Origin of the sequence: Streptomyces sp. PKU-EA00015 (assembly GCF_013387495.1) — a bacterium.
Taxonomy (GTDB): Bacteria; Actinomycetota; Actinomycetes; order Streptomycetales; family Streptomycetaceae; genus Streptomyces.
This window is the reverse complement of sequence record NZ_JABZEE010000028.1, coordinates 139,437-164,538: the sequence shown is the minus strand read 5'-3', so window position 1 is coordinate 164,538 and position 25,102 is coordinate 139,437. Positions and strand designations below refer to the sequence as shown.

Genomic DNA, 25,102 nt, shown 5'->3' with positions numbered 1-25,102 from the left:
GTCTGGCACTGAGAGTGGTAGCTCCCAATGCAGATTCATCGTATCCCGACGCATGAGCGGGACTTCGTGATCATCGCCAACAAGGCGATCCAGGACCCGCGCATCTCCCACACTGCGCGCGGCATCCTCGCTCTTGTCCTGTCCCTGCCCAGCGGGGTCAAGGAGAACGTTCGCACCCTCTCGGACAACTACCCGCAAGGCCGCAACGCGGTCGCGAAGGCTGTCGCCGAGCTGCGCGAGTTCGGCTACTGGGTGACCAAGACCGGCCGTGACGACGAGACGAACCAGATCGTCTCCAGTGTGGACGTGTACGAGCTGCCGAACCTGGCCCCTGCTCCGGTTCCCACCCGCCCGATCACCAGCCCGGCGGCTACCCGCAAGGCGGGCACGTCCCCTTACGGGGAAAAGGACTCTTCTAAGCACGGGGAAAAGAACCCTCCCTTCCCTCCGGCTGAGCCCGCCCAGGACGAGGCCGCGCCGTTCGGGGCTGGTGAGCGGGAGGGCTCCAGCGAGAAGCAGGACGACAAGCAGTCCGCCGAGGCGGCCCGCATCCTGCGCCGCCTGGCTGCGATCGACACCCGCCTGAAACTGTCCGACCGGCAGGTCAGCAAGCTCCTCCCCTCGGTCGCCGACTGGATGGACCGTGGGGCCACCATCGCCGAGATCACCGACGCTGTGACGCAGGGCCTTCCGGCGAAGGTCTACTCCGCCTCGAAGCTGATCGCTGACCGGCTCGACCGCAAGCGCCCGGAGCGCAAGCGGCAATGGAAGCAGTACGCCGACTGCGCGGACGGCTGCGGCCGTGTCCTGCCCGCTGGCCAGGAGTCCGGCATCTGCGGCATCTGCTCGGGCGTCCAGCCGTCCGCCGTCGCCCGCGAACTCCTCAGCGAGGCCGAGTCCGGCCCCCTCGCTCCCGAGGGCCTGGCCGCCTTCCGCGCTGCCCGCGCGGCTATGGCCAAGTAACCCCTCTTCCTTCACTTGCATCACCTTGAAAGGCACACCCATGTCTCAGCCTGCCCGCATGCCCCGGTACGCCTACGTCGTCGGCGGCCTGGTGCTCGCCGTCGCCCTGGCGATGTCCGCGCCCGGCGAGTACCAGCTCGCCCGCACTGCCGGATGGAACGAGTGGGTCGCAGCCGGTATGCCGGTCTGCATGTCCGTGTACGCGGTCGTCGCGGTCTGGTTCACCGAGAGTCGGGCCAAGGGAGAAAAGGGCAGGGGGAGCGCAATAGCGGGCGCCGTGGGAGCACTGGGGATGACACTGGCTGGTCAGGTCGTCGCTCACTGGATCTCGGCCGGGTACATGACCTCGTCGAAGGAGCTGGTCGCCGCTGTCTCCGCCGTACCCGCGATCGTCGCTGGGCACGTTGCGCACATGGTCATCCGCGCCGCCAAGCCGGTGCCGGCGGAAGCCGCGGGGGTCGTTGAGGACCAGGAGCACGACGAGCACCAGGACCAGGATGCCTCGCCGGTTCAGCCGACCCTCGACGGCGCCGATCTGCTGGTCGACGAGGTGGCCAAGGCACGCGCCCGGCGTCGCCCCGGCCGTCCGTCCCCGAGCATCGAGGACATCCGCCAGGCCGCCGCGAAGCTCCTTGACCAGGGACGAGAGGTGAACGGCCCGAACCTCGCCGATGTCATGGGCCGCGACCGCCGTACTGGCAGCCGCTACCTCGCCAAGCTCAACGCCCCCACCGCCTGACAACAGTGACCCGCTCCTCGCCCGTGAGGGACAATGTCTACAGCGAGAGTCCCCCACGGGCGAGGAGACAGCGGAGGAATGGACGTAACGATCACCGTGCGCGTATGTGATATCTGCAAGCGACGGGACAGGCCCGCAACTCGCTACACACTGACCGCAGATGAGGCCGAGCCGCGCGAGCGCGACCTGTGCGACGAGGACGCCGCGCCCCTGCTCGACCTCTTCGGGGGCACCCTGCCCGAGCCCCGCACTGAGGCCCTGGTCGACGCCGTGGAGACTGCCGTCGCCGAGGAGGCCGGGACTGCAAGGCCGCGGAACGGGAGGCAGGTGCGCACCCGTGAGGCGACGGCTGAGCCTGAGGCGAGGCCGCGCCGATCTCGGCGGACACCGGTTGCGACTCTGGAAGAGATTGAGGCGATGAAGGCAGCCAAGGCAGCCGAGTCCTGAGACGACGAAGACGCCCCCTGCCAGCCCGCGAGGGCCAACAGAGGGGACGCTGCTACTCGGTTTCCTCGGAGTCCGAGCCGTCGACCAGGCCAAGCGACGTGGCGATCTGGACGATCAGGGCGACCTCGGGCTTGTCGGCGTAAACGACAGCCGCAATGCTCACGATCACGCCCACGGCCGACAGGACGGCCGCGACGCGCGAGCGGTAGCGGACGGGCAGGACGGAGACGAGAACAGACGCAGGGCGCCGGTGCTTGCTCATCGGTGGCCCGCCTTCTTCTGGAGAGCGACGAACCCCTTCGGCCCGATCTTCGGGTCGTGCAGGCCGCTGCGGTAAGCCGGGTTACGGTCGTGGAAGCGAGCTACGGCGCGCTGTGTCTCCGGGCCGTAGAAGTCGGTGTACGCACCCTTGATGGGGCCGTACCCCGCCTTGACGAGGAGCTGCTGAAGCTCGCGCACCTGCTTGTGGGTGGCGCCGGGCTTCACCGCCGGGTTCAGGGCGACGATCTTCGAGACGGGCTTCGGTGTCGGCGGCTTCGGCTTCTCAGACTCGGCACCCTTCGGCGCGGGCATGCCCGCCTTGACCCACTCGTACAGGTGCTTGCCGGGGCAGGCCGTCGCGAAGCCGTCCTTGTGACCCTTCTTGGCCAGGGTCCGGCCGGTCTTTCGGCACGCCTCGTCGTACAGCGCACGCGCAGCCGCGAGGGCCTTGTCGCTCGGCTTCTGGTCGCCGCCGATGGCGATCTGGACGCCGATACCGGAGACGTTGTGCTCAGGGCAGTGCGCACCCTGAAGGGTCCAGCCGCGGCCCTCGTAGATCGTGCCGTCCTGGTCGATGACGAAGTTGTAGCCGACCCCGGCCCAGCCCTGGGCCAGGTGCGAGCGCTGGATCGCCTGCGGAACCTTGACCCCGGTGTAGTTGATCGGGTTACCGCCGTCGTAGTGGATGAAGAACTCGGTCCGCTTGGACAGCGGGACAGCGGCCGGGGCGCCGTTCCAGGGCTTCGCGCCCCAGCTCTTACGGCTGACGATGGAGACAGACAAGGGACATACCTCCGGGCATGACAAAGGCCCCGCCTCAGGCGGGGCCGCAGGGACGTAAGGGGGGCAGCTGTCAGCGCGTGACAGCTGTAGAGATGTGGGTGTCGAGACGCTCGGCGACGGCCAGGCGCTCGCTGCGCTCGTGGGACAGCTCGGTGCGCAACTCGCGGATATCTCGGCTGTGTTCGGCCTGTCCTTCGAGGACCTGGTCGAGTCCCGAGATGACCTGGTCGAGGTCGTCTCGCAGGTTCGTGGTGTGCGTGTTGGAGACTTGATCGCGGGCCTCTTGCGCGTGCTCGCGCACCTCGGCGAGGGCTGTCCCCTGCCGTCTCACTAGCTCGACGAGGACGCCCATGAAGGCCGCGGTGACCACCCCGCCGGCCGAGACGAGCGCGACCTGAACGTTCGGGTCAAGGCTCATCGGGACATGTCCCTTACGAGCTGCTCCAGACGCTCGATGCGCTCGGCCTGGTCCTGCACGACAGACAGAAGGGCCACGCCGAGAAGGTCGTAGCGCAGGGCGTCGATACGCCCCTCCTCGTCGTGCTGAACGATCTCGGGAAGCATCTCGGCGACCTCTTCGGCGATCAGGCCGAATTCGTCCCGCAGGTACTCGCCGCCCTCTTCCTTCGGCAGCCGGTCGTAGACGCGGGGACGCAGGGACAGAACTGCGTCAGGGTCGATGTCGATGTCCCGGATGTTCTGCTTGAAGCGTCGGGACGAGGTGTTCCGGGCGAAGGTCCCGTCTCCCTGCACCCACACCGCGTAGTACGTCCCGGAGCCGGACACCGAGTCGTTGTGCACGCGCTTCGTGCCGTTGGCCCAGGAGATCGTGTCCCCGGCTTCCAGGTAGGACGAGTGCGTGTGGGACGACGGGGTGAACGTCGTCGGCTTCGAGGTGATGCTCGACCACGAGTGGGAGTGCGTTGAAGGGGCAAAGGTCGCGGGGACACCGGTCAGGTCCGACCAGGCGTGGCCGTGCGCGCTCGGGGCGAAACTCGCTGGCTTGTTCGTGACCTGCGACCAGTCGTGCGTGTGGGCAGACGGGGGCAGGGACGTGGGCGCGTCGGTTATCTGGGACCAGGTGTGCGTGTGCGTGGACGGAGGAAACGTCGCAGGCTTACCGGACAGGTTCGCCCAGTCCACGTTGGAGATGAGCGGCGTCCACGCCGTGTCGTTCCAGTACTCCCACTTGTCGGTGTCGGCGTTGAAGCCGAGCATTCCGAAACGCGGAGACGTGGGGCGAGTGCTGGTGTTCCACGCGCCGACGCGATGTCCCACGAACGGGCGGATACGGGTGATGTCCCCAGCCGTGATCGAGGTGACGTTCGCATTGACCGTGATGGACGCGAGCCCGATCTCGAAGATCCCCGTATCCGTCTGGTTGGGGGACGGGGGAGTCGCCGAGCCCGCGGTGCCCTGCTTCACCGCCAGGACGATGCTGTTCACGGCCGGATCAAGGCGCAGGACCACACGGTCTACACGGACGGACGCACTCGCCGCCGGTATCGCTACGACCTCGGTCGCGGTCGACTGCACCATGAAGCCGCGCAGGAAGGCCAGGCCCGACGACACATTGACGTTCATGCCGGAGCCGGCGGTTACCTGGAAGCCCGAAGACGAGCCGAAGCTCGCGACGACGCCCGAGTCTTGGAACTCGCGGAACATCTGGCTGTACTGGGTCTCTGTGACGACCTGGGCGTCAAAGGGGTAGGACGTTATAGCCAAGAGGGAGACTCCTTAGATGGCCGCGCCCGCGTCCTCGATGGCGAGCGTCGACGAGCCGCCCGGCAGATAGCGGACCATGCCGTATGTCGCTGCGGCTCGGCGGCTGTTGAGCGTGACGCCGACCGTGATCGGTCCGGCCGGGGGGTTGTTGATGAAGCACTGCATGTTGATGCCAGTCGAGCTGTTCGAGTCGTCGTCGAACGTCGTGCTGAAGAAGTCGCCAGCGAGGGTGCTCGTCGTTGTGACGGTCGCACCGGCAGCCCAGCGGATGTTGGTGTAGGCGCCCTGCTTCGCGTACCGGATATCCGTGTTCGCGTTGTCACCTGTGCCGTCCGTGTCGGCCGACGCGATCCTGAGCGTGACCTTGTAGCAGCGGCCTGCCTCGGCCGTGAACTGCTGCGTGTAGATCATCGTGGCCGTGTCGCCGACGTAAGCCGAGGTGCCGAGCGACTGAATGGCGACGACGCCCTTCGCGGCCTTCTCGTTGAACGCCGACGTACGCCAAGCAGTCCAGCCCGCGGCGTCGTTGCCGGTACGCGTCCATTCCTCGACCGTGGTCGGGCTGAGCCGTAGCCACGTCTGGTGGGCGTACGTACTGCCCACGGGATGAACAGTCCGGACCGTGCCGTACTTGCCTCCATTGCCGAAGCTCCATCCGCCGGCAGCGGCCTGTGTCTCGTTCATCGTCAGCGTGGACACGCCGTACGGGTACGCGCTGGGCAGAGAGCTTTGCGTGAAGTCCGCCGGTACGAGCTGGTTGTCGAAGCCGACCTGCCGCCAGGGCGACCAGCCGCTCGTGTTGCCACCCCGCACCCACATCTCGTGTGCCGTGGTGTTCTGGTGGACTCGGCGCCATGTCTGCGTGGCGTCGCCACCGCTCCACGCGCGGGTGGTGACGTACCCCCACTTACCGGCGAAGTCCCAGCCGCCTTGCGTAGCGGCGTCAGCGCTGAGGTAGAACTCGGTGATCTCGTTCTGCGGGTAGCCGGTGGGCGGCGTCGCCTGCGTGATGCCGCCTGGCTCGATGACGCGAGGGCCAGGCGGGGTGGCCTCTGCCGTCCGCTCCAGCGACGAGACGCGAGACTCCAAATCCTTCTGCGCGGCAGCCGCCGCCGCATCAGGGGAGAGGGGAGTCGGGTCACCCAGCGTGGCGCCGAGCCGGTAGCCGTCCGAGTCGACCTTCAGGACCATGCCAGTGACCACGGCCGCCATCTCGGCATTGCCCACTATCACTGACACCCGGTCGCCGAGGAACCATTCGCGGCCGAAGTCGAGCGCGCTGTCCTCCATCGGTACGGCCTGCGCCGCCTTGACGGTCGTGCCGCCATCGGCGAGGGCCTCCGTGCCCTTCTGCGTCAGTTCGGCCGTGTCGGTCGAGGAGCGCTCGTCGATGAAGGTCTCGATCCGGCGGCCCCAGTCCGTCTCGGCCGCGATCGAGTCCGCGTTGTCGACACCGACGAAGAGGCGGTTGGAGCCGTCCCCATCGCCACCGACGATTACTCGAGTTTTTACCGGCGTCGACACCGACACCCGCTGACCCGCGAGCGTGTTGTTCACGACGCCGAGCCGGGCCTCCGCGGTGCGGTCCTGCACGGCATACGTCTCGAAGACGAGGTTCGAGCCGCGCTGGACGATGCGGAAGCCGAGGCCCGCTGGTTCGGCCAGCTCCTTGCATAGCTCGCCGAGCTGCTGGAAGCGGGCCGACTTGCTGAGGATCGAGCCCCGCGCGCCGTTCGTGCCCATGATGAGCCCGGTCCGGCGCCGGTTGGCCGGGGCGCCAGGCCCACAGTTGGCGTTGACGTAGTAGTGCATGAGCGACTCGGCCGTGTCGGTCCGGCTGTCGTAGGCGCGGCTCTGTGTGGCGGCGTCCCCGTTGGATGGCTCGGGCCAGGCGAGCATGTCCGCGAGGATGATCGTGTCGTCCACGCCCTCGACGGTCAGCGTGCCGAGAGGGTCGGTCGCGGTGACGGCGGTCTCCGTCTTCGTCACCGGCCCCGAGAACAGGACATCCGTAGGGCCGGTCACGATGATGCCTGCGCCGGGCGTGGACAGGACGGCGGCGAGCGGATACTCCGCGTTGATCTGGAGCTTCCACGTCCCGACGTTGTTGTGGATGTCCTCGGCCTCCATGGTCAGGAGATCCGCGGGGATGGCGCCGACCCGTGTCAGGGTCTTGTCGCGCACCTCGACGAGGAGATCCTCTTGCCTCACTAGATCACCACCCACTTACGAGGACGCCACGAGCACACGATCTTTGAAGCGGACGTGGTGTTGAGGAGAGAGGCCGTCGCCGTCGATACGCCAGGCGCGACCGACCAGAACTGAGGAGCCGTGGCCAGGGAGGCGTACCGGTTCGCGCCGGTCCCGTCCTTCACGGTGCCTGCGCCCATGTCGACGATGAGCTTCTGTCCAGCCGTGAGCGTCCCCGTCCAGTGCAGGGTCTTGCCGGCGGGGCTAATCGCCTTGAAGTTGTCGCCTGGCCCGGTCACCTCCCATATGGGGAAGGCGGGCACGTCGCCCTCGTTGGAGAGCTGTACGGAGCCGATCGCCTGCGACGAGGCGAGCGGCATGGACGACATCGACGACAGGAACGCGCCTGCCGTTGCTCCGCCGATCGTGACCGTCTGCGGGGACTCGGCGAGGAAGTACGGGGACGGGGCCCGCAGGGTGATGACGGTCTGCGCGTCCCGAGTGCCGGCGCCCGCGTCCAGCTCGCCGCCACCGATCCATGCGACCGGCGTTGACCAGCGCCCGCCCGTGTTGTCGATGTACGTCAGGGTCAGGCCGCTCTCGTCCGCCAGGACCCGCGCGAGGCGAGTCACCAGCTCGGACAGGTGCATCCTGTCCCGTCCCACGATGTCGAGGGGGATGTCGATGTCGCGGGGGAGGACGCGCCGCCCACGGTAGGCGGCGCCGTCCCCTGCGCCTTCGAGCCACTGAACGGAGAGCTGGGGCAGGCCCAGGCCGGTCACCCCGGCGAGGGCCTGAAACCCCAGTCCATCCGCCTCGAACCCGTCCAGGTTGAGCCTGTCCGAGGCCGAACTCAGTTCCAGCTTCACCAGCCGACCATCCTTGCCCGCGAGGCAGCCGCGAACAGCTCCTCCTCGGACGAGAGGGAGCTTCCGGAACCTGCGTAGTAATTGAGAACCTTCGTCACGGCCTGGCCCGAGCCAGCCGCCGACAGGCCGCCAGAAACGGCGGCAGTGACCTCGCGAGACGCCCCCGAAGTGGCGCTCGCCGCGAGCGCGTGGGTTGCACGCTCGACCCGCCCGCGCTCGTCCTCGACACCCAGGCCGAAGCCCTTGCCGACGAACGAGCCGAGCTTGCGGAACAGCCGCGAAGGGCTGTGAATGTCCAGCGCCTTCTTGATCGCGGCAACCATCGCATCGGCGATCTTGAGCATTTGCTCCTCGATCGCGTCCTGCTGCGCTTCGAGGCCCCGCACCAGGCCCTCGGCCGCCTGAATCCCCGCGTCGTACATGTAGTGCGATGCGGTGGACCCGGCCTTCGTGGCGTACTTCTCCAGCTCCTTTTGCAGGTCGTTGATCTCAGACACGCCGGATGCGCCCGCGTTGGCGATGGCCTCGGCTGCGGCGAGCCCCGCCTCCGGTCCGGCCATGGCGATCTGATCGAACGAGGTCTGGTTCAGCCCGAGCTTCTTGAGCTTCGCGAGCACGGCCGCGAACCGCTTGGCCTGCTCGACCGCGTTCTTCAGGGAGTTCGAGATCGTCTCGAAGCTGGCGTCCTGGACCTTGGTCACGTCGCCCGTGCTGATGACCTTGTCGCGCACCTTCTCCGCGTAGTTCGCCAAGTCCTCGCGGAGCTTGTCGAGCTTGTCCTGCGCCGCTTCGAGCCGCTTCGCCCCGGCCTCCCATTGCGCGGCCAGCTTGAGAAGCTGAGTCCGGTCCTTGTTGATCCGGTCCTTCAGACCCTTCGAGGCGTTCTTCGGGATCTTCGCCGTCAGCTCGTTGAGCGACTTCTTGACTTTGTCGTACTGGGACTCCAAGCCCTTGATCAGACCCGAGATGATCAGGCGACCGGCGTCGTAAAGAAGCTTGGCGTCCTTCGGCGCCGGGCCCTTCCAGTCGGTGAGCTTGTCCGTCAGGCCACCGAGGGTGTCCCTCACCGAACCGAACATCGACTTCAGACCGTCGATCAGACCGGTGATGATCTTCTTGCCCGCCTCGACGAGCAGAGACTTCGCATCGGAGAAGATCTGCTTGACGTTCTTCGGGATGTCCTTGACGAACTTCACGCAGTCGTCGATCTTCTGGGAGAAGGTCTTCTTGACCGCTTCCCAGGCGGTACCCGCCTCGGTCTTGATCGTCTTCCAGGTGTCGCTGAAGAACTTGACGATCGCCCGCAGAGCGGCGCCGGGGGCGTCCTTCAAGGCCGTGATGAACGTATTCCAGTTCGTCTTGACCGAGGCCCAGATCGAGAGCGCGGTTCCCTTGATCCCGTTCCAGATGTTGTCCCAGAGAGACTTCAGTCCGGCGAGGATCTTCTTTCCGACGCCCAGGATTCCGACATTGATGAACACCATGAAGGCGCCCTTGATCATGTCCCAGAGGCCGGAACCGATCTGCTTAATGCCGTTCCACATCCGGTCCCAGTCGCCGGTGAACAGACCGGCGAAGGTGTTCCAGATGCCCATAATGACGTCGAACGTTCCCTCGAAGAACGTTGCGACGCCTTCCAGTGCACCGACGAGCGAGTCGAGGAGAATCCCGGCCAGCCACTCAATCGCTGGGACCAGGATCGGCATGATGAAGTCGACTACAGCCTTCAGCTTTTCCAGGAGAGGCTGAACGGCTTCCATCACCTTGGCGAAAGCCTCGGAGATCTTCGGGAGGAATTCGGCGGCGAGGCGCTGCACAACCGGGATAAGCGGCAGGATCGCAGCCGACAGAATCGACATAAGAATCTCGATGACCGGCTGAAGGGCGGCCGACATCGTGGCGAATGCCTCGGTCAGGATGGGGATGATCGGAGTCAGACCCGCAACGAGCGCGTCGATCAGCGGAACGACAGCCGCGACCACGGCCATGATGAGCGGAGCTAGCGCGGCGACCACGCCGCCCAGGGCCTCGCCGAAGAGACCGATCAGGGGCTCGATCGCCGGGGCGAGCATCGTGAACGCCTCGGACAGAGGCGTCAGGACGGCCGCGACCAGCGGGCCGAGCATCGTCAGGAACGAGCCGACCAGGGACAGAAGGGCGCCGAGCGCAGTACCGAGCGGCGCCATCGCCGGGGCGAGGGCGTTCACCGTCTGCTGCATGCCGTCGAAAACGGCCCGGATGCCCTCGGTAACCGCCGGCTGATTCAGCGCGCTAGCGATGGCGCCCACAGCCGTACCGATGATGTTGCCGACCTGCGGGAGAACGCTCGTCAGGAGACCGACGAACTCCCCCAGAAATTCCCTTAGCTGAGAGCCGCCGACAATCCCGATCTCTTCAATCGCCACGTGCGCGGCGTAGAACAGCATCCGCATGGCGTCCTGAACGCCAGAGCTGTCGATTGCCGTGTGAATCCCCGCGAGCGTGCTCCGGATCATCCCGAGCGTGGAGCCGCCAGCCTCACTCGCTGCACGAGCGATACCGGCGAAGATTCCGCCGACCTCGTACAGAATTCCGCCCAGATCCTTCAGGGCTTGGATACCGGCGTCGATCTCCTGACGGAGGCCGGACTCGCCCTTCTTCTCCATCCAGGCGTTTGCCTTCTCGGAGGCATCCACGAACCACTGCGCGAGTCGCGGGAGATAACCAGCGCCGACCTCGCCCAGAATCTTGATCATGTTCGCCCAGGTGGCAGTGCCGCCCGTGGCGATCTCGATCGACTTGGAGAGGTCATCGAACATGCCGCCCAGTGCGGGGGCGACGGTCGACTGAATGGCGGTGGCGAATCCGCCGAAGAACTGGCCGAGCTGCGTAGAGGTTTTCCCGAACCCGGCTTCCAGCTCGGGTATGAGGGTGTCGATCAGCTCTCGGATCGGCGCCTTGGCCTTGGCCCAGAAGTTGTTGCTGATGAGGTTCTGGAGTTCCGAGAACTTGCCCTTGACCTCGGGCAGGACCTTATTAAAGTCCTTGAAGGCGGCAACCGTGACACCAAGCCCGATCGCCATTCCGCCGAGAATTCCCGGCAGGGCGAGGGACGTTGCTCCGATCTGCGCCAGCGAGGCGGACATCGTGAAGAGGTTCGAGGCCGCGCTGATACCCCACGCCGAAAGGCCCGCTATCGCGGTCGCCAGGGTGCCGATGATCGGCGCGTTCCGGTCGAGATTCTTGATCGAGTTACCGAGGCGCTCGAACATGTCGCCCAGGACGCGGGCGCCCGACAGGGCTTGCAGCATCGCGGTAGCCGTCGCGGCGGCCGAGAGCTTCACGCGCGGGATCAGCTCGACGATCCGGTCCCGCGAGAGAGCTGCCAGGTGCGCGATCGACGCCATGATGCCGGCACGCGAGACCTCGGGCTCGATCGTCGACCGCAGCTTCTTGATCTTGTCCTGAAGCTCCTCGACCTCGCGTTCGACCTTGCGCTTCTCCATCGCGTCCAGCTCGGGCGTGATCTTCGCCTTCAGCTCCCGCATCTGCTCGAAGGAGGCTTCGAGTTGACGCTTCGTCTGGGCGACCATCTCCTTGTCGAGCTTCGGCCGGACCCTGATCCCGTCCATCTGGGCTTGGATCTCGTCGCGCGCCTTCTGGGCAGCCTCGCGATCCGCGGTGACCTTGGCCTGGATCTGGGCTTCGAGAACGGCCTTCATCTCGGCCTGAGCGGTCAGGAGAGACCGCTTGTCCATCTTGACCTTGATCTCTTCCCGGCCCATTTCCGCGAGCTGGTCTTCGATCTGCTTCAGCGCGCCCTCGACAGAGGACATCGACTTCTTGTCGACGGCGAGGTCAAGAGTCAGGTGCTTTTCGAGGCGCTTCCGCGCCTTCAGGAGAGACGCCTCGTCCATCTTGACCGAGAGGTCGATCTCCTTGAACTTCTCCAGCTCGGCGTCAATCTTCGCGATAGCGGCCTTGACGGAATTCGTCGAGCGGGGGTTGAAGCGGATCTCCAGGCGGAGGAGCTTTTCGAGCCGCTCCTTCTCAGCTTCGAGTGACGCCTCGTCGAGCTTCACCTTGATGCTGACGGCGCGGAGGTCGGAAAGATCGCGGTCGATCTGCGCGATAGCCGACTTGACCGAGGACTGTGAGTCCTTGTCGACGCGCAGGTTGATGTGCGCGATCTCGCCGAGGCGCTCCTCGAACAGGCCGACGGCCGCGTTCAGTGAGTCCGCGTTGATGTCGATGTCGATGTCGGTCTGGGCGAGTTCGTCGAGCGCGGCCCGGACCTTCGATATCGCCTTGGACACCGACGCCTGCGAGTCGAGGTTGACGCCGAGGCTCAGGTCCGACAGCTCTGCATCGGCGCCCTGGCGGACGCGGCGGGCTTCCTGGATCATCTGCTGACCGGAGGCCCGGAAGGTGATGCGGTGCTGGTTCGCCCTCTGCTGGTACGCCTGCGCAGCCTTCTTGACCTCGGACGACATGCCGGTCAGGTCGAGCTTCGTGTAGAAGCGGATCTTCCGGGAGTCCGTCGACTTGTTGTCGCGGTTGATGTCCCGGACGGCCTGAAGAACATCCGCGCGTGCGCCGGCGGCGTCGGCCTTCGTGCGAATCGTGATCGCGAGATCGTTCTCGATCTTTTCGAGCTTGGTCTTCAGGTCTTGCTTGAAGCCGGTGGTGTCCGGCATGACCTTGACCGCGATCCGACCGACGATATTCGGTTCCGACGCCACGGGCTTACCTCCGCTGGAAGTGCTTGTAAATCTCCGCGACGGTCCGCGGCTTCTTGGCCTGGTCCTTTTTCTTCTCGGCCTTGGTCGCCTTCGGCCTGGGATAGGCGGGGATCTTGGGAGCCTTGCCCTTACCCCACTGGCCGGTCGCTCTGGTGTTTTGGTTGAGCGCGTCGAATAGGTCGGCGGCTATATGCCGGTCCTGACCCCAGCCGAAATGCTCACGGCCGCCGGACGCGAGGGCCATCGTGAGGGAGGTGTCGGGAAGCCTCTGAATCAGGAGAAGGACGAGCGCAGGAGAGGGCCCCCGGCCCTCGATTACGTCGGCGAGGTCGACGCCGAAGTGAAAGAGGAGATCCGGGTAGAGGCCCTCTGCGTATTTGTCGATCAGTCCTGCGAGGCCGAGGCTTCCCCCACCTGAGTGCTCTCGCCGTAGTGACCGAAGATCTCGGCGAGGATCGCGAGGTCCCCATCCACGGCTTCGAGGAGCTTCTCGGCGGCCTTCTCCGACTCCGCGATGGTGCGGATGGCCTGAGCCAGAAGCTCGGCCTGGTCGGACTCCTCCTTGCCCATCTCTTCCTGAAGGGCCAGGAGCGCGTCACGCCGAGCCTTGGGCAGGCGGAGCGGGTTGAGGAGACGAACGGTGTCCTCGCCGAAGGTGATGTCGGTCGAGCCGTACTTGCGCTCTGCGGCGGCGCGGATGTCGTCGAGGGAGAAAGAAGCCATGGGGGTGCGGACCTCCAGAGTGAGAAGACAGGGAAAGGGCTGCGGACCTGAGAGAGAAGGGGCAGACCCGGCGCGGGCGGGTCCGCATCACACCCGCGCCGGGAGCCATCAGGCGGCCTGACCAGCGACCCAGGCAGTTCCGTTCCAGTACGCCTTCGAGGCGTCGCCGAGAACGACGTGCTGACCCGTGGTCCAGGCGGTGGACGGCGAGGCGATGACGCTCGACATCGCGGCGAGGTTGGCCGGGGCGTCCGCGCCAGCCGGGGTGAAGGAGCCCGGCGAACCGGCGGTCGCACCCGTGGCGAGGATGCCGCCCAGCGGGGTGATCGCGTACGTCCAGACGTTCGAGCCGTGGGCCATCGGCTTGATGCCGAGGGGCAGGCCCGCCAGGGACTCGGTGTCCGAGATCGCCATGTCGTCCGCGCGGTAAATCTCGGCGCGGGGTGCGTAGAACGCGAAGTGGTTGTCGCCATCGACGAACACGGCGAGGAAGGCGGACTGGGTGGGCTCCGGGTCGGTCGGGACGCCCACGCTGCCGTCAGGCAGGATCGGCGCGTTGGCGCCGAAGTACAGCTTCAGCGCGGCCGTGTCGAACTGCTGGAGCGTGAACGTCATGGTCTCGGTGCGCGCGCTGTACTTCGTGCGCAGGGACTTGTTCTGAAGCGACCCGATCGTGGTCGCCTCGCCGCCCTCGGACGTGATGCCGAAGATGTCTTCGAGGCTGGTGTGCCCGACGTTCTGCCACGGGGAAGTGGGTGTCAGGAGATCCGCCGGCATCGCCGTTCCGACGGGCGCGGTCAGGTAGTTACCGGACCCGACGACAAGGGTTGCGTCATCGTTGATCGCCAAGGAGAAACGTTCCTTCGTTTGGGCATGAAAAAAGGCCCGGACCCCCGAAGGGGTCGGGCCTTTCGTCTGCTGCGCTTACTGGGGGAGATAGGGGCGAGTCCGCGGCTTGCGGATCTGCACGTCGTAGATCGACTCGTAACGCCAGATCCCCGTGGGGAGGTCGGCGTACTGGACGGGGCCGGTAGCGGTCGCCCAGTCCGTAGCCCGCCTCGGCGCGGAGTTGAGGTCCACGCGGATGATGTGGCCGAGGCGCGGATACACCTTCTGGTTCAGCCAGGCGTCGCGCATCACGACGCGGACGGCCTCGCCGAGAATCGCCGCGTCCTCGTCCCCGTTGGGGTCGGGCGCGAACGTGTTGATCACGATGCGAGCCGCATCCGTGAAGCGGGTGTCGCCCTGCCACTCACCCCAGGTCGGGTCGCGGCGGACCAGGACGAGAGGGAACTTCTCGTGCAGGTCGACGAGGGACTTGACCCGAACTCCGGGCAGGCCCTCGCGTAGCACAGCGAGAAGGAGATCCTCGACTGGCGACAGCTCCGCCATGGCCTTGATGTGGTCGGGGAGTCCTGCCATCAGTCGAGGTGCACCTTCCCCTTCCGCTTCTTCGGGAGGTTCGCGGCGCGAGCCAGGATGAACAGGCCCTCAGAAGCCGGGATCACGTCGAGGTACGTGGTTCCGTCCTTGCGCTTCTTCACGACGTTCGACTCTGCGCGGCCGTACTCGATCGACAGGGCGGCGTCCTTGCCTCGCTCGTCGTCGAGGATCACGTACTTGTCGATCCGGCCGTCTTCCACGTCGATCGTGGCGTGGCCTTCCTGTCGGTGCTGGAGAAGCAGGGCCTCGGCTCGCGCGGCGACCTCGAAGCGGGCCTCGTCGAGCGTGTCCTGAACACCGCGCAAGCGGGCGATGTACTCCTCCAGCTTCTTACCGCCCACCTTGTCTTCGATCTCTGCCATCAGGGCCGCTCCCGAATGTCGATCGACCAGTGCCGTGTGCGGCGGTCGCCGTGGTGGTAGGCGGGCGGCGTCACGATGTCCCACATGCGGCCCTGGTACTCGACGCGGGACCATAGGGTGACGCCCTCGACATGGGCGTCCACGATCATCCGCGTCACGTTGATCTGCTGCTGACCGGGGACCTCGGCCTTGCCCGAACGCTGCGGGATGAAGGCGGCCTTGACCGTGACGGGGTTGTCCTCGTCCACGGCGATCACCGTGTTGCCCCGGTTGTCGACGACTTCCTTCGTCCGCCACACGCGGGCCGTCTGGCCTCGCCTGCGTTGCACGCTCACCAGGGGCTCACCTCATCCCCGAACAGGGGGAAGGGGTCGCCGTTGTAGTCGACGGGTACGTATCCGGCCGCGTCTCGTGCGGGGAGCTTCGTGCCCCAGGCGGAGACGGCCGCGCTGTAGATGCCGCGCTTGCGCCCGGCGAGGTCTTCGAGGAGACGGATCTCGTCTCGCGTGAAATACACGCTGCCGGCGTCTCGGCCGTGAGCGTCCGACCAGGCCAGCGTCTCGTCACCGGCCCGGCTCTGCGTGTAGCCGTTGGGGTTGCGCAGGTACCGCGCCGCAGCCTTCAGGACCAGGGTGCGCACCAGGCGCGGAACGGTCTCCTCAGGCCACTCGCGCCCGTAGGTGGCCGCAAGGTCGGAGGCGTCTTCCAACGCCCCGGCCGCGATCCGTAGTTCGTCGGGATCGAGGTCCCAGTCGAGGCGGCCCTTCAGCTCGTCGAGGTCTGCATAGGACACTCAACCCTCCTCTCTGCCACCCGGTGTTCAGGTGGATTCTCAAACGATCCGTTCCAGTTTCTTCAATCAGCTAGACGGCACGTTCATCTGGCTGAAGGATGTGGGCGTGACCGGGGACGTGTTCAGAGACGTATTCAGCCAAGCGGTACGCGCACGCAACGCCGCAGGTATGACCTACAGCCAGATGGAGGCGAAGACCTGGGAAGTCGGCGGGAAGGAGGAGAGCCGATCCTCGGGATGGTGGAACAACATGGCCAACTACCACATGGACACCCCTCCCGCGCCGAAGTACATCCCTGGCATCGCGGAAGTGCTCAAGATGTCGGAACGCGAGGTAAAGGAGCTGATCGCCGAACAGTGGTACGGCGTCCGGCCGGACGACCGGCTGCCGCGACGGCTGCGCACCCTCGTTGCGACCGCTCGCCGCGTGGCGAGGGTCGACCTCGTTCTGTTGAACGATGTTGCTCGGGCCCTTGGCGACAAGCACTCGGCCGAAACAGAAGTCGAGGAACTGAAGGAAGCGTCCGTCGCGGCAGAGGAGGACAACTAGGCGTTGGCCGGGTCGGTCTCGGCCTTCATGCCGGTCGGGGTCCAGACCTTCGCGTCAGAGACGCCGGTGATGGTGGCCAGCTCGGATGCGGCGGCCGGGTAGTTGGACGAGCCGTCGAGCGTGAGCTTGATGCCCCGGACGAAGTGCTCGCCGGTCGAGACGATCTCCTTCTGGTTCACGTTGTCCCAGCCGACCAGGACATCGGTCACGGAGCGGAAGCCCGCGTACGTGTTCACGACCGAGCGGTCCTGCATGTACAGCGGGTCGTAGTCGCGGACCCAGCGCAGGGCGATGTTCTCGAAGCTCGTGGTCGCGCCGTAGGGAACGGACTGCGGAACCGAGGGGGCGCCGGACAGGAAGATGAACGCGCTGGACGCGAAGGCGTACGCGGTGTCGGCCGGGATGGTCTGGTCGACCACGATCCGGAAGCCCATGCGGTCGCCGATGCTCGCGGTGCGAAGCGCGGACTCGGCCTCGCTGTCGCCGACGTTCTGCGCGAGGTTCAGCTTGTCGTCGTTCAGGAGCGCCGACTCGAACTCCGTGCCGACCAGGAGGTAACGCCCCTCCTTCGGGGCGTGGAAGGCGTTCAGAACGCGCCGCGCCTCGATCAGCGCACCGCGAAGGTTCTGCTGCGAGTTGCCGATGGTGACGTTGTACGTCTGGCCGGTCAGAAGGTTGACGGCCCGGCGCTGAAGACCCCGAGCAACCGCCTTGGACTGCGGGCGCAGGAGCTTCGACCAGTTGTCGATGTCGAAGTCGTTCTGCTCGTCGGTGAGCTTGACCGCCGAGTAGACGTTGCCGCCGAAGGTCACGGCGATGGTCCGCTCCGCGTACTCGTCGAAGACGATCGGGCTGGAGCGGTCGTTTCGCCACGCGTAGTCGTGGAAGGGCAGGATGCCTTCCACCTTCATTGAGATCGTGTCGTTCTCGGCGCCCTTGAACTGGTCGACGCCCTGCTTCTGGAAGAGGTTCGGGATCAGGAGTTCCTGTTCCAGCATCCCGACAGCCGCATTGACGAGCTTCTGCGGCTTGACTACCTGGTGCTGAGGAGTGGGCAAGGGGAGCTACCTCCGGGGGCATGAGAAAACCCCCGGCCGAGTCAGCACGGGGGTTGAGTAAGGGGAGTCATCGGGGGCGCTAGAAGCGCCGAGTGCGCCGCGCGAGCTTGCGCGGGTCCATCTCTCCGTCGTCCTCGTCGTCGGACGGAGTGAGGCCGCCACCCAGAGCGGGCGGGGCGGCAGGGGTGAGGAGTGCCTGAAGGGCCTTCGCGTCGGCTTCCAGCTCCTCGGGAGTCGCACCCTGAAGGCGTCCGGCAAGCTCGGCAGGCAGGTCGAACTTCCTGGCCACGGTGGCGACGACGAGCGACCGCTCCAGCTCGGCGTTCTTCGCCTTCACGTCCGCGAGCGCGGCCTCGACTTCCTCCGGGGTCTTCGCCTCGGAGAGCTTCGTCTCGGCGTCCCGCAGTCGAGTGCGGTAACCGGCCGCCTCGTTGCGGACCTTGGCCAGCTCCTTGCGGGCCCAGTCGGGCAGCTCGTCTTCTGAGCTGCTGGACTCGCCGCCGGCACCGGCCTTGGCCTCCGGCTTCTGCTCGTCGTCCGGCTTCTGGCCGGGCGGAGTCTCGCCGGGCTTCTCCTCGGTCGGCTTGTCGTCAGGCTTCTCTTCGGGCACTTCACGCCTCCGGGGCTGTGTCAGTGGACTGCCGCGCCTCCTGGGCTGCGGCTCTCTGCTTGCTGCGGATGAAGCGGCGCCATACGGTCACCGCGGCCTTTCCGCTATGGCCCTTCGTGACCTCCGGCCACAGGGCCTCGTACTGCCGCGAGAGCGCAGTCAGCTCGCTCGACTGGTACTGATCCCGGTTCCAGACCGGCATCGCGTAGCAGTGGCAGTTGTCGTGGTACTTGTCGCCGTCGTTGAACAGCGCGGACTCGCGGCTCTTGTAGACCGGCCCCCGGCTGATCAACATGGCGCACCAGCCGCACGGCGTTCCCGTGCGGGACAGGCGCACGTACCCGAGGGCCCGCCCGTCGCGGCGCATGTGGTTCCAGTTCGTTGACCGGGCGCCGTTCATCGCGACGCGGGACGCGGCTGCGGCTTGCTGGGCGCCCGCCTGGCGGTGCGCTTCCTCGGGATCTGAATCCTCGAGAATCAGCCGGCGGTCGAGGTTGGCGGTTCCGAGGGCTTCCAGCGCGATCCGAAGCTCGGCCTCGGCCTGGCGCTCGATGCGCTCCTCTTCCTCGCGAAGCCCTTCGAGGTCCTCGACGAGAACCCGCTCCCATTCGGGCGCGTCCTCGTCGTCCTCGTCGGGCTGGGCAGGCGGGGCTTCCCCGTCCTCGACGGTCGCGGCCCCGCCCTGTTCCGTGGGCGGCTCGTAGGTGCCTGCCAGTTCGGCGAACTCCCTGCGCAGATCCGCCAGGGTCACGTACGACGGTTCAGGGTGGTAGGGGTCGGCGACGGTCCGGCCGGTCTGGAGCGCTCGGGCGAGCCGGTAGTAGGCCCGCGCGAGGTCCCGGCTCTGCCGGCGTCTGCTCATCACGAGCGTGATTGCCTTACGCAGCCAGGCCCCAGCCGTAGCCGCCCGCCGCTCGGGCGGAACGTCCTGCCACAGGGCCAGGGCCTCAGCTGTGGTCCTGGCCCCTATCTCCGTCAGCGCAACGTGGAAGGCGGCTGCAACCTCGTCGGTCTCAGCCATCCTCGACAGGGCCATTACGCGGCCACCGCCACCGAATCCGCGGTGACCGGTTTAGGCTCGGAGGTCGCCCGCGTCAGCGCGGAAGCGAGCTGACCCACGGAGTCTTCCTCGTCCGCGAGGTCGTCCCACTCGTCCAGCTCGGTTTGCGTGACGTTCGGGACGCGCTTCCATAGACCCTTCGCCGGGATGCCGAGCTGCTCGCGCAGCTTGCCCAGCGCGTCAGCGGCCTGGGCCAAGGAGCGCTGTTCCATGTCGCGCCAGATGACCTCGCCCTTGAAGTCGTCCACACCGGCCGCGCCTTCCAGCTCGGCGGCCAAGCGGAACACTCTCTCCCACGCTTCGCCGAACACGGTCCGGAACTCCTGGATCTTGCGGGAGAGCGCCGTCTCGGCAGCCTGCAAGGCTTCGGCCGAGAGGTTCGCGATCTGCCCGAGTAGGTGGTGCGGGGGCACCTGCGCGACGGCGCTGAGGTGCCGGATGCTCATGTCGATCGAGTCGATGAACCCGCCGAGCGGCGTCTCGTCGAGCGATCCAAACTTGACATCCGGATCTTCCGCGAAAAGGAAACGCTTCGCGTTGTGGTTCATCGGCAGGGGGATCGGATTGCCCTGCTCGTCGTAGACCACCTCGCCCGTCTCCGGGTCACGCTGGACCGGCGGGGCCATGCCCGTAACCGTCCGCACCTTCGTGCTGCCGTAGGACTGTGCGAGCAACAGATCGAAGATGGTCTGATTGATTCTGTTTTGCAGCGGGATCATCGGCTCGATCACGCCGACCGTGCGGCCTTCGAGGTCGACCGATGCGGCGAAGCGAGTGACGGGGCACTCGCTCGCGCCGTGGCGCTTGCCCTTGGCGACCTTCACGCCGTCCGCGTCGTCGAGGGACTTGAAGCGGACCGCGTACTCGAAGCGGCTGTCCCACATGCGGGCGGTGCCGACGGATTCGCCGGACGGCCAGGACGTGACGGTCAAGGCCGCATACGGGGTGTCGTCGTTCGCCGGGTCCTCGTACAGGGCGGCCGTCCGCAGCGCGGACAGGCCCTTCGTCAGGACCACGCCCTTGACGCGCTCGGTCAGCGTGAACGAGTGACCGTACGTGAGAGCGCCCTTGTAGATGGCCGACTGCCGGGCGTCGAGCCGGGACCGCTGCCAGTGCTCCCACTGCGGGGAGGTGAGGTCCGTCGCCGAGCCCTTGCCCTCGTCGTCACCCGCGCGGTAGCCGTCCACATAGAGGGCCTGCGCCGGGGTGTTGACCAGGAGAGGCGTCCAGTTCGAGATGGCCCGCTTCGCGAGGAGCCGGTACTCGTCGTCAGCCATGGCAGGCATGTACGGGTCGTCATGCTTGCCGTGGAGATAGCTGTCGATCCGGGTCAGCCGGTCTTTGTCCCGGCCAAGGATGGCGAGGAGCTGCACCGCCAGGGAGGCGGGCGAGGGGTCGGCCATGGTTCACCACCCTTGGTTACATGTTTACACCGCTACAGGAAGAACCCTCGGCCGGTCCGCTTACGGACCTTCTTGCCACGGGCGCGAAGGTCGACCAGGGCCTCGTGCGCGAGCATGAGCGCCGCGTAGGCGTCGACCTTCTTGGGGCTCTCTCGGCTTTCCTTGCCGAAGCTGACCCCGTAGTTGTTCGTCCGGCGCCGCGCGTTCAGTACGTGCCGGCGGAGCTTGCGGTCGCCGTCGTGGGAGACCTTCCGGTCGAAGATCGACCTCATGAGGCGCTCGTTCGCGAGGGTCGACGCCTTCAGGCTGGTACGCATGTCCCAGCCGATCGCGTCTTTACCGGGCGCCTTCACGGCCAGGCCCTCGCCGTACGTTGCCGACCACTCGGAGATATAGGACTCCCAGAGCGCCACGTCGGCGTAGAAGCCCTGCACCTCGAACAGACGGAAGGCGTCGTGCACCGCCGAGTCGACCTGAGCGCGGGGGACTTCCCAGTCCTTACCCTGCGGCCCGTCCGGCTTCTCCCACAGGCCGAGTACGAAGGCGCACATATCCGTGACGCGCAGAGCCACCAGGGCTGTGCTGTCGTCGCGGAGGCCGCCGTCGAACCCGAGCGTGATCTCGTCGCCTGGTCGGAGCTGCTTCTCGTCGTCCCGCAGGACATCCCACTCGGCTGGGCCGAAGAGGGCGTCCTCGCTCGCAACGATCTGGTTCAGCCACATACGCCGCGAGCGGCTGGGCGCGATCGTCGTGTCGAGGATCGACTGAAGGATCGTCTCGACTCGGAGCCACACCGCGTCACCGCGGATCTTCGGCAGGACGATCCGAATCGCTTCGGGCGTCAGGGGAGTTGCGGGGTGAGCCTCGATCGAGTCGTACATGAAGCCGATGTCGGCCGCACGGCCTTCGAGGATCTTCTCGTACGCCTCGCGCATCTTCTCGGCCACGGAGTCTTCGCCGGGAAGGTAAGCGTTCGTGATCGCCAGATACCGCGAGTCCTTCTTCGTCGCGTTACCGTCGATCGTCTCGTACATGCGGTCGCCGTTGTTGCCGGTCACCCAGTGGTGCGTCTCGTTCAGCACGGTGAAGGTGACTCGGCCGCCTTCGAGGGCGCGGAACGAGCTGGTGACCGCTTCGAGTCTCTGCCGGCCACCGTTCGCACGGATCAGCTCGGCCCCGGCCTTGATGCCGTACGTCTCGATGAGCTTGTCGCTCATGAGGCTCGGCATCAGGGTCATCGTGTTACGGGTCTGGTCGCGGCTGACGGCCGCGATCTGCACCCACGCCTGCGGGTGGGGCACGCCGACCGGTTGTCCGTCCGGGCCCCAGTGCGAGAAGCGGCTTGGGCCGACGAACTCGACGAGGCTGATCACGGCGAGAAGCGGGTCCTTGCCCCAGCCCTTGAGTCTCTGGAGCACGCCCTTGCGGTACGTGAACCGCCCGTTCTCGTCGACGGCGTACCAGTGGAGGACGAAGCGGAGTTGCTCCTTGGTGAACTTCCAGGAGCCGCCGCTCTCGGCCTTCAGGTACTCCGCGCACCAGCCAGCGATCTGCCAGCCCAGCGTGCGCTGCGGCAGCTTCCACTGACCGGACGCGTCCTTCACCCACGTAGGCCCGAGGAACGCGGGCTCCAGGGCTTCGATATCTTCGGTAGTCAGGGCGACTATGGCAGCTCGCCCCCTTGCACTACTTGAAAGTGCGGCACAACCAGGCCGAGGTCATGCTCGTGTCATGGCCACCGATCCGTACACACGCGCTGCGCTTGAAGCAGGGCGTCACGAAGAGACCAAGCAGGTCTCGCAGATCGATGCGCTTCAGGTCTCTGCAACCGCCTTGCTCGGCTTTGAAGGGGCCGCGGTGGCACTTGTGAATTCCGACACGTGGTGGAATACGATTTCCGCATACTTCCTGTTCGCCAGCATCGTCGTCCTGATCTTCAACCTCGTGGGACTACGGCTCAAAAAGCCCCTGCTGCGACCGGCGATTCAGGGCGTCAGCCACGAGAAGATCCAGGACCTGCTGGACAACCATCCGACCCGACTGGAAGACAAACTCCTACAGGCGTCGCTGAACGCCCTGAAAAAAAACAAAAAGCACCAGATCAGAGGGCGGCAACGTACACTGACGGCAGCGGTCGTCGCACTCGCCGTTGCGGCAGCCTGCCGAGCTGCGGGCGCGATCTTCGGCTAGGAGTGCCAACATGAACCGAATCATGAAGACGGAACACGAAATAGCCCACCTACTGAAGGGCATAGTGAAGGGTTACGGCGTGACACACGTCAGGGAATCGGAGCACGACGAGCCGAGAGACGACGTCGTCGCTAGGATCGAGATCATCCGCGATGGGGACGGCTACGTAACGCAGACGATCAAGCGGAACGCTGCTGGAGATGTCATCGAGACCATAGACGCCGACGACGATCTTATCGCCGGCACTGGGATGCGCTGATCTCAGGCGTCGCCACGCTCTGTCACGCCCAGAGCCTTCTTGTAATCCGCGATGGCCAGGACCGCGGCCGACGTCTCGTCCGACTCGGGCTCATGCAATTCGATGCGCACACGGCGCCGGTCGCCCTCGGCGACGAGGAGCCGCTCGAAGGCGCCGTAGATGGTCTGGAGCATCTGACCCGACCTCTTTCCGGACTTCTTGTAGAAGGAGAGGTCTTCGCAGAGGGAGTAGGCGAGGGCCCAGTCGCTCGCCTGGTAGAAGTCGGCCTGGCCGGACTCTTTCAGGGAGTCCCACAGGCGCTTCGCGATCGGGTGCCAGGAGCGGTCGCCGTTCGGCACCTTTGTGGGGCGGGCGACGCCGCGCGTCACGGACTGAACGTCGCCGCCCTTACGCTCGCGCGGGCGAGCCAGGTCGGCTTCACGGTTGGGTACGGGGCCGGGCATCAGACTGTCCCGCCCGTCAGCAAGTGGGCGGAGAGCCATGCCATGAACGCGACCAGGACGAAGCGGCGCAGCCGGGTTGTCCGGTCCGGCGCGGTGCCCTTCGCGGTGTGAAACCACTTCCAGACATGCTCGGACAAGGTGTCGCCTGGCTGCTTCCGGTACAGGGCGACGCCCTCGATCACGCAGAAGGCGGCGATCCAGGCGACCCATGCGGCAGTGAACACGGCCACCCCCTACATGAGGCCCGGATGGGCCTCCGTCCGCTTGAAGCGCTTGTCGATCCGGCGCCGTCGTGCGGCGAGTGCGAGGGCTCCCTCGCGAGAGGATTTGACCTGGTGGTGAAACCCGCAGAGCGCTCGTAGGTTGGTCTCTCGATGGTCATCACCAGGCACGATGTGATCTACGTCCGTGGCCGGTTCCTCGCAGCGCTGCCCGTACTGATCGCGGGCGGTGCAGCGGTGTCCGTCTCGCCGTAGGACGCGGAGTCGGATTCGCGGCCAATCCGCCGGCAGGCGCTCGCGCCTGTCCGACGAGGACCAGTTCGGCATTCACACCCCCAGGTCGAGGAGCGCGGCGAACGCCGCCGAAGCCTGCTGGGGGACCACGCCGTTGCCGAGGATCTGGAGCTGCTGTCCGCGCGTCAGGCCGGGTACGTCGGTGACGTATCCGCGAGGCAGGCCCATGAGCCACTCGACCCACCGAGCGCTGACGCGCGGGCTGCCCTGAAGGCCGATCTCGGTAGGCGAGGGAGCGGCCCGGCCGGTCACGCCCTCCCAGCGCCGAATGCCGGGAAGGTACTCGCCCCACCAGGAGGCGGGGGAGTGGGGACCGTCGATCTCAGGCTCGGGCTCGCGGCCTTCACGGAGCGCGATCGAGTAGGGGAGGACGAAGCTCGCCTCGTCGTCCAGCGTGGGGCCGTGACCACCAGCTCGGCGTTCGTCAGGGTGACGGGGCCCGCCGTTCGACCCCAAGTTCGCAGTCGGTGTCTTCAGGGGTCGCGATGCAGAACCAACGGTCTCTGAGGTGTGGAGCACCAGCTTCGGAAGCTCGTACGCACACCCACCGTGCGCTGTACCCGATCGCGGCCAGGTCGGCGATGACGACTTCGAGGCCGCGCGTCCGGAGGTTCGAGACGTTCTCCAGGAAGAGGATTCGGGGTCGTATGACGCGAACTGCTTCAGCGACGTGGACCCAAACTCCAGAGCGAGCGCCTCGTATGCCAACCCGGTTCCCCGCAATCGAGATGTCCTGGCAGGGGAACCCTGCGGTGATCGCATCGACCCGGCCGACGAGCTGAGCCCAGTCGATCTCGCGGATGTCGCCGAGGTTGTTGGGAGCGTCCGGGTATCTCTCGGCCAGGACGGCGTTCGGGCCGGGCGCACTCTCGGCCACGTACACGACGCGGCCGTTCACGAGAGGGGCCACAGCCATACCCAGGCCGCCGTACCCAGCGCAGAGTTCGAGGAGTCTCAAGCAGACCCCCTCGCGCGAAAGACGTACGTACGTACTC

The 25,102-nt window shown here is 66.4% G+C and carries 29 protein-coding genes; 6 read left to right on the top strand and 23 right to left on the bottom strand.

Annotated elements, in window-relative coordinates:
• Nucleotides 1-27 precede the first annotated feature (27 nt).
• The 3 genes from HW130_RS18630 (at nucleotide 28) to HW130_RS18620 (ending at nucleotide 2,149) form a co-directional block, all read left to right on the top strand.
• Nucleotides 28-963 carry a hypothetical protein gene (locus HW130_RS18630; protein ID WP_177150740.1) on the top strand — a complete coding sequence of 312 codons (936 nt, stop codon included), beginning with the start codon at nucleotides 28-30 and terminating at the stop codon, nucleotides 961-963.
• A 40-nt stretch (nucleotides 964-1,003) separates the two neighbouring features.
• Nucleotides 1,004-1,702: a hypothetical protein gene (locus HW130_RS18625; protein ID WP_177150739.1), complete on the top strand. Its 699-nt coding sequence runs from the start codon at nucleotides 1,004-1,006 to the stop codon at nucleotides 1,700-1,702.
• Nucleotides 1,703-1,780: 78 nt separating this feature from the next.
• Entirely contained in the window at nucleotides 1,781-2,149 is a 369-nt protein-coding gene (locus HW130_RS18620; RefSeq protein ID WP_177150738.1) for a hypothetical protein, read from the top strand.
• Nucleotides 2,150-2,201: 52 nt separating this feature from the next.
• Here the strand turns inward: HW130_RS18620 and HW130_RS18615 are convergent, their stop codons facing one another.
• The 14 genes from HW130_RS18615 to HW130_RS18550 all read right to left on the bottom strand — a co-directional run bounded on the left by HW130_RS18615 (nucleotide 2,202) and on the right by HW130_RS18550 (nucleotide 16,019).
• Nucleotides 2,202-2,411: a hypothetical protein gene (locus tag HW130_RS18615; protein ID WP_177150737.1), complete on the bottom strand. Its 210-nt coding sequence runs from the start codon at nucleotides 2,409-2,411 to the stop codon at nucleotides 2,202-2,204.
• On the bottom strand, nucleotides 2,408-3,193 hold the full coding sequence (locus HW130_RS18610) for an N-acetylmuramoyl-L-alanine amidase (protein WP_177150736.1): 786 nt from the start codon (nucleotides 3,191-3,193) through the stop codon (nucleotides 2,408-2,410). Before HW130_RS18610 ends, HW130_RS18615 begins: the two co-directional genes overlap by 4 nt.
• A gap of 70 nt (nucleotides 3,194-3,263) precedes the next feature.
• Nucleotides 3,264-3,611, bottom strand: coding sequence for a DUF2746 domain-containing protein (locus HW130_RS18605; RefSeq protein ID WP_177150735.1), 348 nt, complete (start codon nucleotides 3,609-3,611; stop codon nucleotides 3,264-3,266).
• Complete coding sequence (locus HW130_RS18600; protein WP_177150734.1) at nucleotides 3,608-4,918, bottom strand: tail fiber domain-containing protein; 1,311 nt, start codon at nucleotides 4,916-4,918, stop codon at nucleotides 3,608-3,610. Before HW130_RS18600 ends, HW130_RS18605 begins: the two co-directional genes overlap by 4 nt.
• A gap of 12 nt (nucleotides 4,919-4,930) precedes the next feature.
• Nucleotides 4,931-7,129 carry a hypothetical protein gene (locus HW130_RS18595; protein WP_309140478.1) on the bottom strand — a complete coding sequence of 733 codons (2,199 nt, stop codon included), beginning with the start codon at nucleotides 7,127-7,129 and terminating at the stop codon, nucleotides 4,931-4,933.
• Nucleotides 7,129-7,977, bottom strand: a complete 849-nt coding sequence (locus HW130_RS18590; RefSeq protein WP_309140477.1) for a phage tail domain-containing protein — start codon at nucleotides 7,975-7,977, stop codon at nucleotides 7,129-7,131. The genes HW130_RS18595 and HW130_RS18590 overlap by 1 nt, the downstream gene beginning before the upstream one ends.
• Nucleotides 7,974-12,698 carry a hypothetical protein gene (locus HW130_RS18585; protein ID WP_309140476.1) on the bottom strand — a complete coding sequence of 1,575 codons (4,725 nt, stop codon included), beginning with the start codon at nucleotides 12,696-12,698 and terminating at the stop codon, nucleotides 7,974-7,976. The genes HW130_RS18590 and HW130_RS18585 overlap by 4 nt, the downstream gene beginning before the upstream one ends.
• 4 nt (nucleotides 12,699-12,702) lie before the next feature.
• Entirely contained in the window at nucleotides 12,703-12,942 is a 240-nt protein-coding gene (locus HW130_RS18580; protein WP_218183665.1) for a hypothetical protein, read from the bottom strand.
• Nucleotides 12,943-13,082: 140 nt separating this feature from the next.
• Complete coding sequence (locus tag HW130_RS18575; protein ID WP_177150733.1) at nucleotides 13,083-13,421, bottom strand: phage tail assembly protein; 339 nt, start codon at nucleotides 13,419-13,421, stop codon at nucleotides 13,083-13,085.
• Between the two features lie 108 nt (nucleotides 13,422-13,529).
• Complete coding sequence (locus HW130_RS18570; RefSeq protein WP_177150732.1) at nucleotides 13,530-14,270, bottom strand: hypothetical protein; 741 nt, start codon at nucleotides 14,268-14,270, stop codon at nucleotides 13,530-13,532.
• A gap of 75 nt (nucleotides 14,271-14,345) precedes the next feature.
• Nucleotides 14,346-14,843: a hypothetical protein gene (locus HW130_RS18565; RefSeq protein WP_177150731.1), complete on the bottom strand. Its 498-nt coding sequence runs from the start codon at nucleotides 14,841-14,843 to the stop codon at nucleotides 14,346-14,348.
• Nucleotides 14,843-15,226 carry a DUF5403 family protein gene (locus tag HW130_RS18560; RefSeq protein ID WP_256356161.1) on the bottom strand — a complete coding sequence of 128 codons (384 nt, stop codon included), beginning with the start codon at nucleotides 15,224-15,226 and terminating at the stop codon, nucleotides 14,843-14,845. Before HW130_RS18560 ends, HW130_RS18565 begins: the two co-directional genes overlap by 1 nt.
• On the bottom strand, nucleotides 15,226-15,561 hold the full coding sequence (locus tag HW130_RS18555; protein WP_309140475.1) for a phage head-tail adapter protein: 336 nt from the start codon (nucleotides 15,559-15,561) through the stop codon (nucleotides 15,226-15,228). The genes HW130_RS18560 and HW130_RS18555 overlap by 1 nt, the downstream gene beginning before the upstream one ends.
• Nucleotides 15,558-16,019, bottom strand: a complete 462-nt coding sequence (locus HW130_RS18550; protein WP_177150729.1) for a hypothetical protein — start codon at nucleotides 16,017-16,019, stop codon at nucleotides 15,558-15,560. Before HW130_RS18550 ends, HW130_RS18555 begins: the two co-directional genes overlap by 4 nt.
• 31 nt (nucleotides 16,020-16,050) lie before the next feature.
• On the opposite strand from HW130_RS18550, the gene HW130_RS18545 reads away from it, so the two are divergent.
• Complete coding sequence (locus HW130_RS18545; protein ID WP_177150728.1) at nucleotides 16,051-16,569, top strand: hypothetical protein; 519 nt, start codon at nucleotides 16,051-16,053, stop codon at nucleotides 16,567-16,569.
• Here the strand turns inward: HW130_RS18545 and HW130_RS18540 are convergent.
• The 5 genes from HW130_RS18540 to HW130_RS18520 form a co-directional block, all read right to left on the bottom strand.
• Nucleotides 16,566-17,627, bottom strand: a complete 1,062-nt coding sequence (locus HW130_RS18540; RefSeq protein ID WP_177150727.1) for a hypothetical protein — start codon at nucleotides 17,625-17,627, stop codon at nucleotides 16,566-16,568. The genes HW130_RS18545 and HW130_RS18540 overlap by 4 nt on opposite strands.
• Before the next feature lie 79 nt (nucleotides 17,628-17,706).
• Complete coding sequence (locus HW130_RS18535; RefSeq protein ID WP_177150726.1) at nucleotides 17,707-18,237, bottom strand: hypothetical protein; 531 nt, start codon at nucleotides 18,235-18,237, stop codon at nucleotides 17,707-17,709.
• A 1-nt stretch (nucleotide 18,238) separates the two neighbouring features.
• Nucleotides 18,239-19,258: a hypothetical protein gene (locus HW130_RS18530; RefSeq protein ID WP_256356160.1), complete on the bottom strand. Its 1,020-nt coding sequence runs from the start codon at nucleotides 19,256-19,258 to the stop codon at nucleotides 18,239-18,241.
• Nucleotides 19,259-19,272: 14 nt separating this feature from the next.
• Nucleotides 19,273-20,700, bottom strand: a complete 1,428-nt coding sequence (locus tag HW130_RS18525) for a phage portal protein (protein ID WP_177150724.1) — start codon at nucleotides 20,698-20,700, stop codon at nucleotides 19,273-19,275.
• Between the two features lie 32 nt (nucleotides 20,701-20,732).
• Nucleotides 20,733-22,304: a terminase gene (locus tag HW130_RS18520; RefSeq protein ID WP_309140474.1), complete on the bottom strand. Its 1,572-nt coding sequence runs from the start codon at nucleotides 22,302-22,304 to the stop codon at nucleotides 20,733-20,735.
• A 127-nt stretch (nucleotides 22,305-22,431) separates the two neighbouring features.
• On the opposite strand from HW130_RS18520, the gene HW130_RS18515 reads away from it, so the two are divergent.
• Together HW130_RS18515 and HW130_RS18510 are read left to right on the top strand one after the other, a co-directional pair.
• The gene (locus HW130_RS18515) at nucleotides 22,432-22,890 is read left to right on the top strand and encodes a hypothetical protein (protein ID WP_177150723.1); all 459 of its coding nucleotides are present in this window, start codon (nucleotides 22,432-22,434) and stop codon (nucleotides 22,888-22,890) included.
• A 10-nt stretch (nucleotides 22,891-22,900) separates the two neighbouring features.
• Nucleotides 22,901-23,149: a hypothetical protein gene (locus HW130_RS18510; RefSeq protein ID WP_177150722.1), complete on the top strand. Its 249-nt coding sequence runs from the start codon at nucleotides 22,901-22,903 to the stop codon at nucleotides 23,147-23,149.
• A 2-nt stretch (nucleotides 23,150-23,151) separates the two neighbouring features.
• Here the strand turns inward: HW130_RS18510 and HW130_RS18505 are convergent, their stop codons facing one another.
• The 4 genes from HW130_RS18505 to HW130_RS18490 form a co-directional block, all read right to left on the bottom strand.
• Nucleotides 23,152-23,517 (bottom strand): hypothetical protein, encoded by a 366-nt coding sequence (locus HW130_RS18505; RefSeq protein WP_309140473.1) that lies wholly within the window; start codon nucleotides 23,515-23,517, stop codon nucleotides 23,152-23,154.
• Nucleotides 23,518-23,591: 74 nt separating this feature from the next.
• On the bottom strand, nucleotides 23,592-23,816 hold the full coding sequence (locus HW130_RS18500; protein ID WP_218183711.1) for a hypothetical protein: 225 nt from the start codon (nucleotides 23,814-23,816) through the stop codon (nucleotides 23,592-23,594).
• 324 nt (nucleotides 23,817-24,140) lie between these two features.
• Nucleotides 24,141-24,563 carry a DNA (cytosine-5-)-methyltransferase gene (locus tag HW130_RS18495; protein ID WP_256356158.1) on the bottom strand — a complete coding sequence of 141 codons (423 nt, stop codon included), beginning with the start codon at nucleotides 24,561-24,563 and terminating at the stop codon, nucleotides 24,141-24,143.
• The gene (locus tag HW130_RS18490) at nucleotides 24,532-25,065 is read right to left on the bottom strand and encodes a DNA cytosine methyltransferase (protein ID WP_177150718.1); all 534 of its coding nucleotides are present in this window, start codon (nucleotides 25,063-25,065) and stop codon (nucleotides 24,532-24,534) included. Before HW130_RS18490 ends, HW130_RS18495 begins: the two co-directional genes overlap by 32 nt.
• Nucleotides 25,066-25,102: the final 37 nt, after the last annotated feature.

What these genes read in the sequence shown, in the direction of transcription:
- HW130_RS18515 (WP_177150723.1), top strand. Translation starts at nt 22,432, where the DNA reads ATGGCCACCGATCCGTACACACGCGCTGCGCTTGAAGCAGGGCGTCAC.
- HW130_RS18530 (WP_256356160.1), bottom strand. Translation starts at nt 19,258, where the DNA reads ATGGCTGAGACCGACGAGGTTGCAGCCGCCTTCCACGTTGCGCTGACG.
- HW130_RS18525 (WP_177150724.1), bottom strand. Translation starts at nt 20,700, where the DNA reads ATGGCCGACCCCTCGCCCGCCTCCCTGGCGGTGCAGCTCCTCGCCATC.
- HW130_RS18625 (WP_177150739.1), top strand. Translation starts at nt 1,004, where the DNA reads ATGTCTCAGCCTGCCCGCATGCCCCGGTACGCCTACGTCGTCGGCGGC.
- HW130_RS18580 (WP_218183665.1), bottom strand. Translation starts at nt 12,942, where the DNA reads ATGGCCCTCGCGTCCGGCGGCCGTGAGCATTTCGGCTGGGGTCAGGAC.
- HW130_RS18630 (WP_177150740.1), top strand. Translation starts at nt 28, where the DNA reads ATGCAGATTCATCGTATCCCGACGCATGAGCGGGACTTCGTGATCATC.
- HW130_RS18560 (WP_256356161.1), bottom strand. Translation starts at nt 15,226, where the DNA reads ATGGCAGAGATCGAAGACAAGGTGGGCGGTAAGAAGCTGGAGGAGTAC.
- HW130_RS18575 (WP_177150733.1), bottom strand. Translation starts at nt 13,421, where the DNA reads ATGGCTTCTTTCTCCCTCGACGACATCCGCGCCGCCGCAGAGCGCAAG.
- HW130_RS18605 (WP_177150735.1), bottom strand. Translation starts at nt 3,611, where the DNA reads ATGAGCCTTGACCCGAACGTTCAGGTCGCGCTCGTCTCGGCCGGCGGG.
- HW130_RS18510 (WP_177150722.1), top strand. Translation starts at nt 22,901, where the DNA reads ATGAACCGAATCATGAAGACGGAACACGAAATAGCCCACCTACTGAAG.
- HW130_RS18615 (WP_177150737.1), bottom strand. Translation starts at nt 2,411, where the DNA reads ATGAGCAAGCACCGGCGCCCTGCGTCTGTTCTCGTCTCCGTCCTGCCC.
- HW130_RS18565 (WP_177150731.1), bottom strand. Translation starts at nt 14,843, where the DNA reads ATGGCAGGACTCCCCGACCACATCAAGGCCATGGCGGAGCTGTCGCCA.
- HW130_RS18620 (WP_177150738.1), top strand. Translation starts at nt 1,781, where the DNA reads ATGGACGTAACGATCACCGTGCGCGTATGTGATATCTGCAAGCGACGG.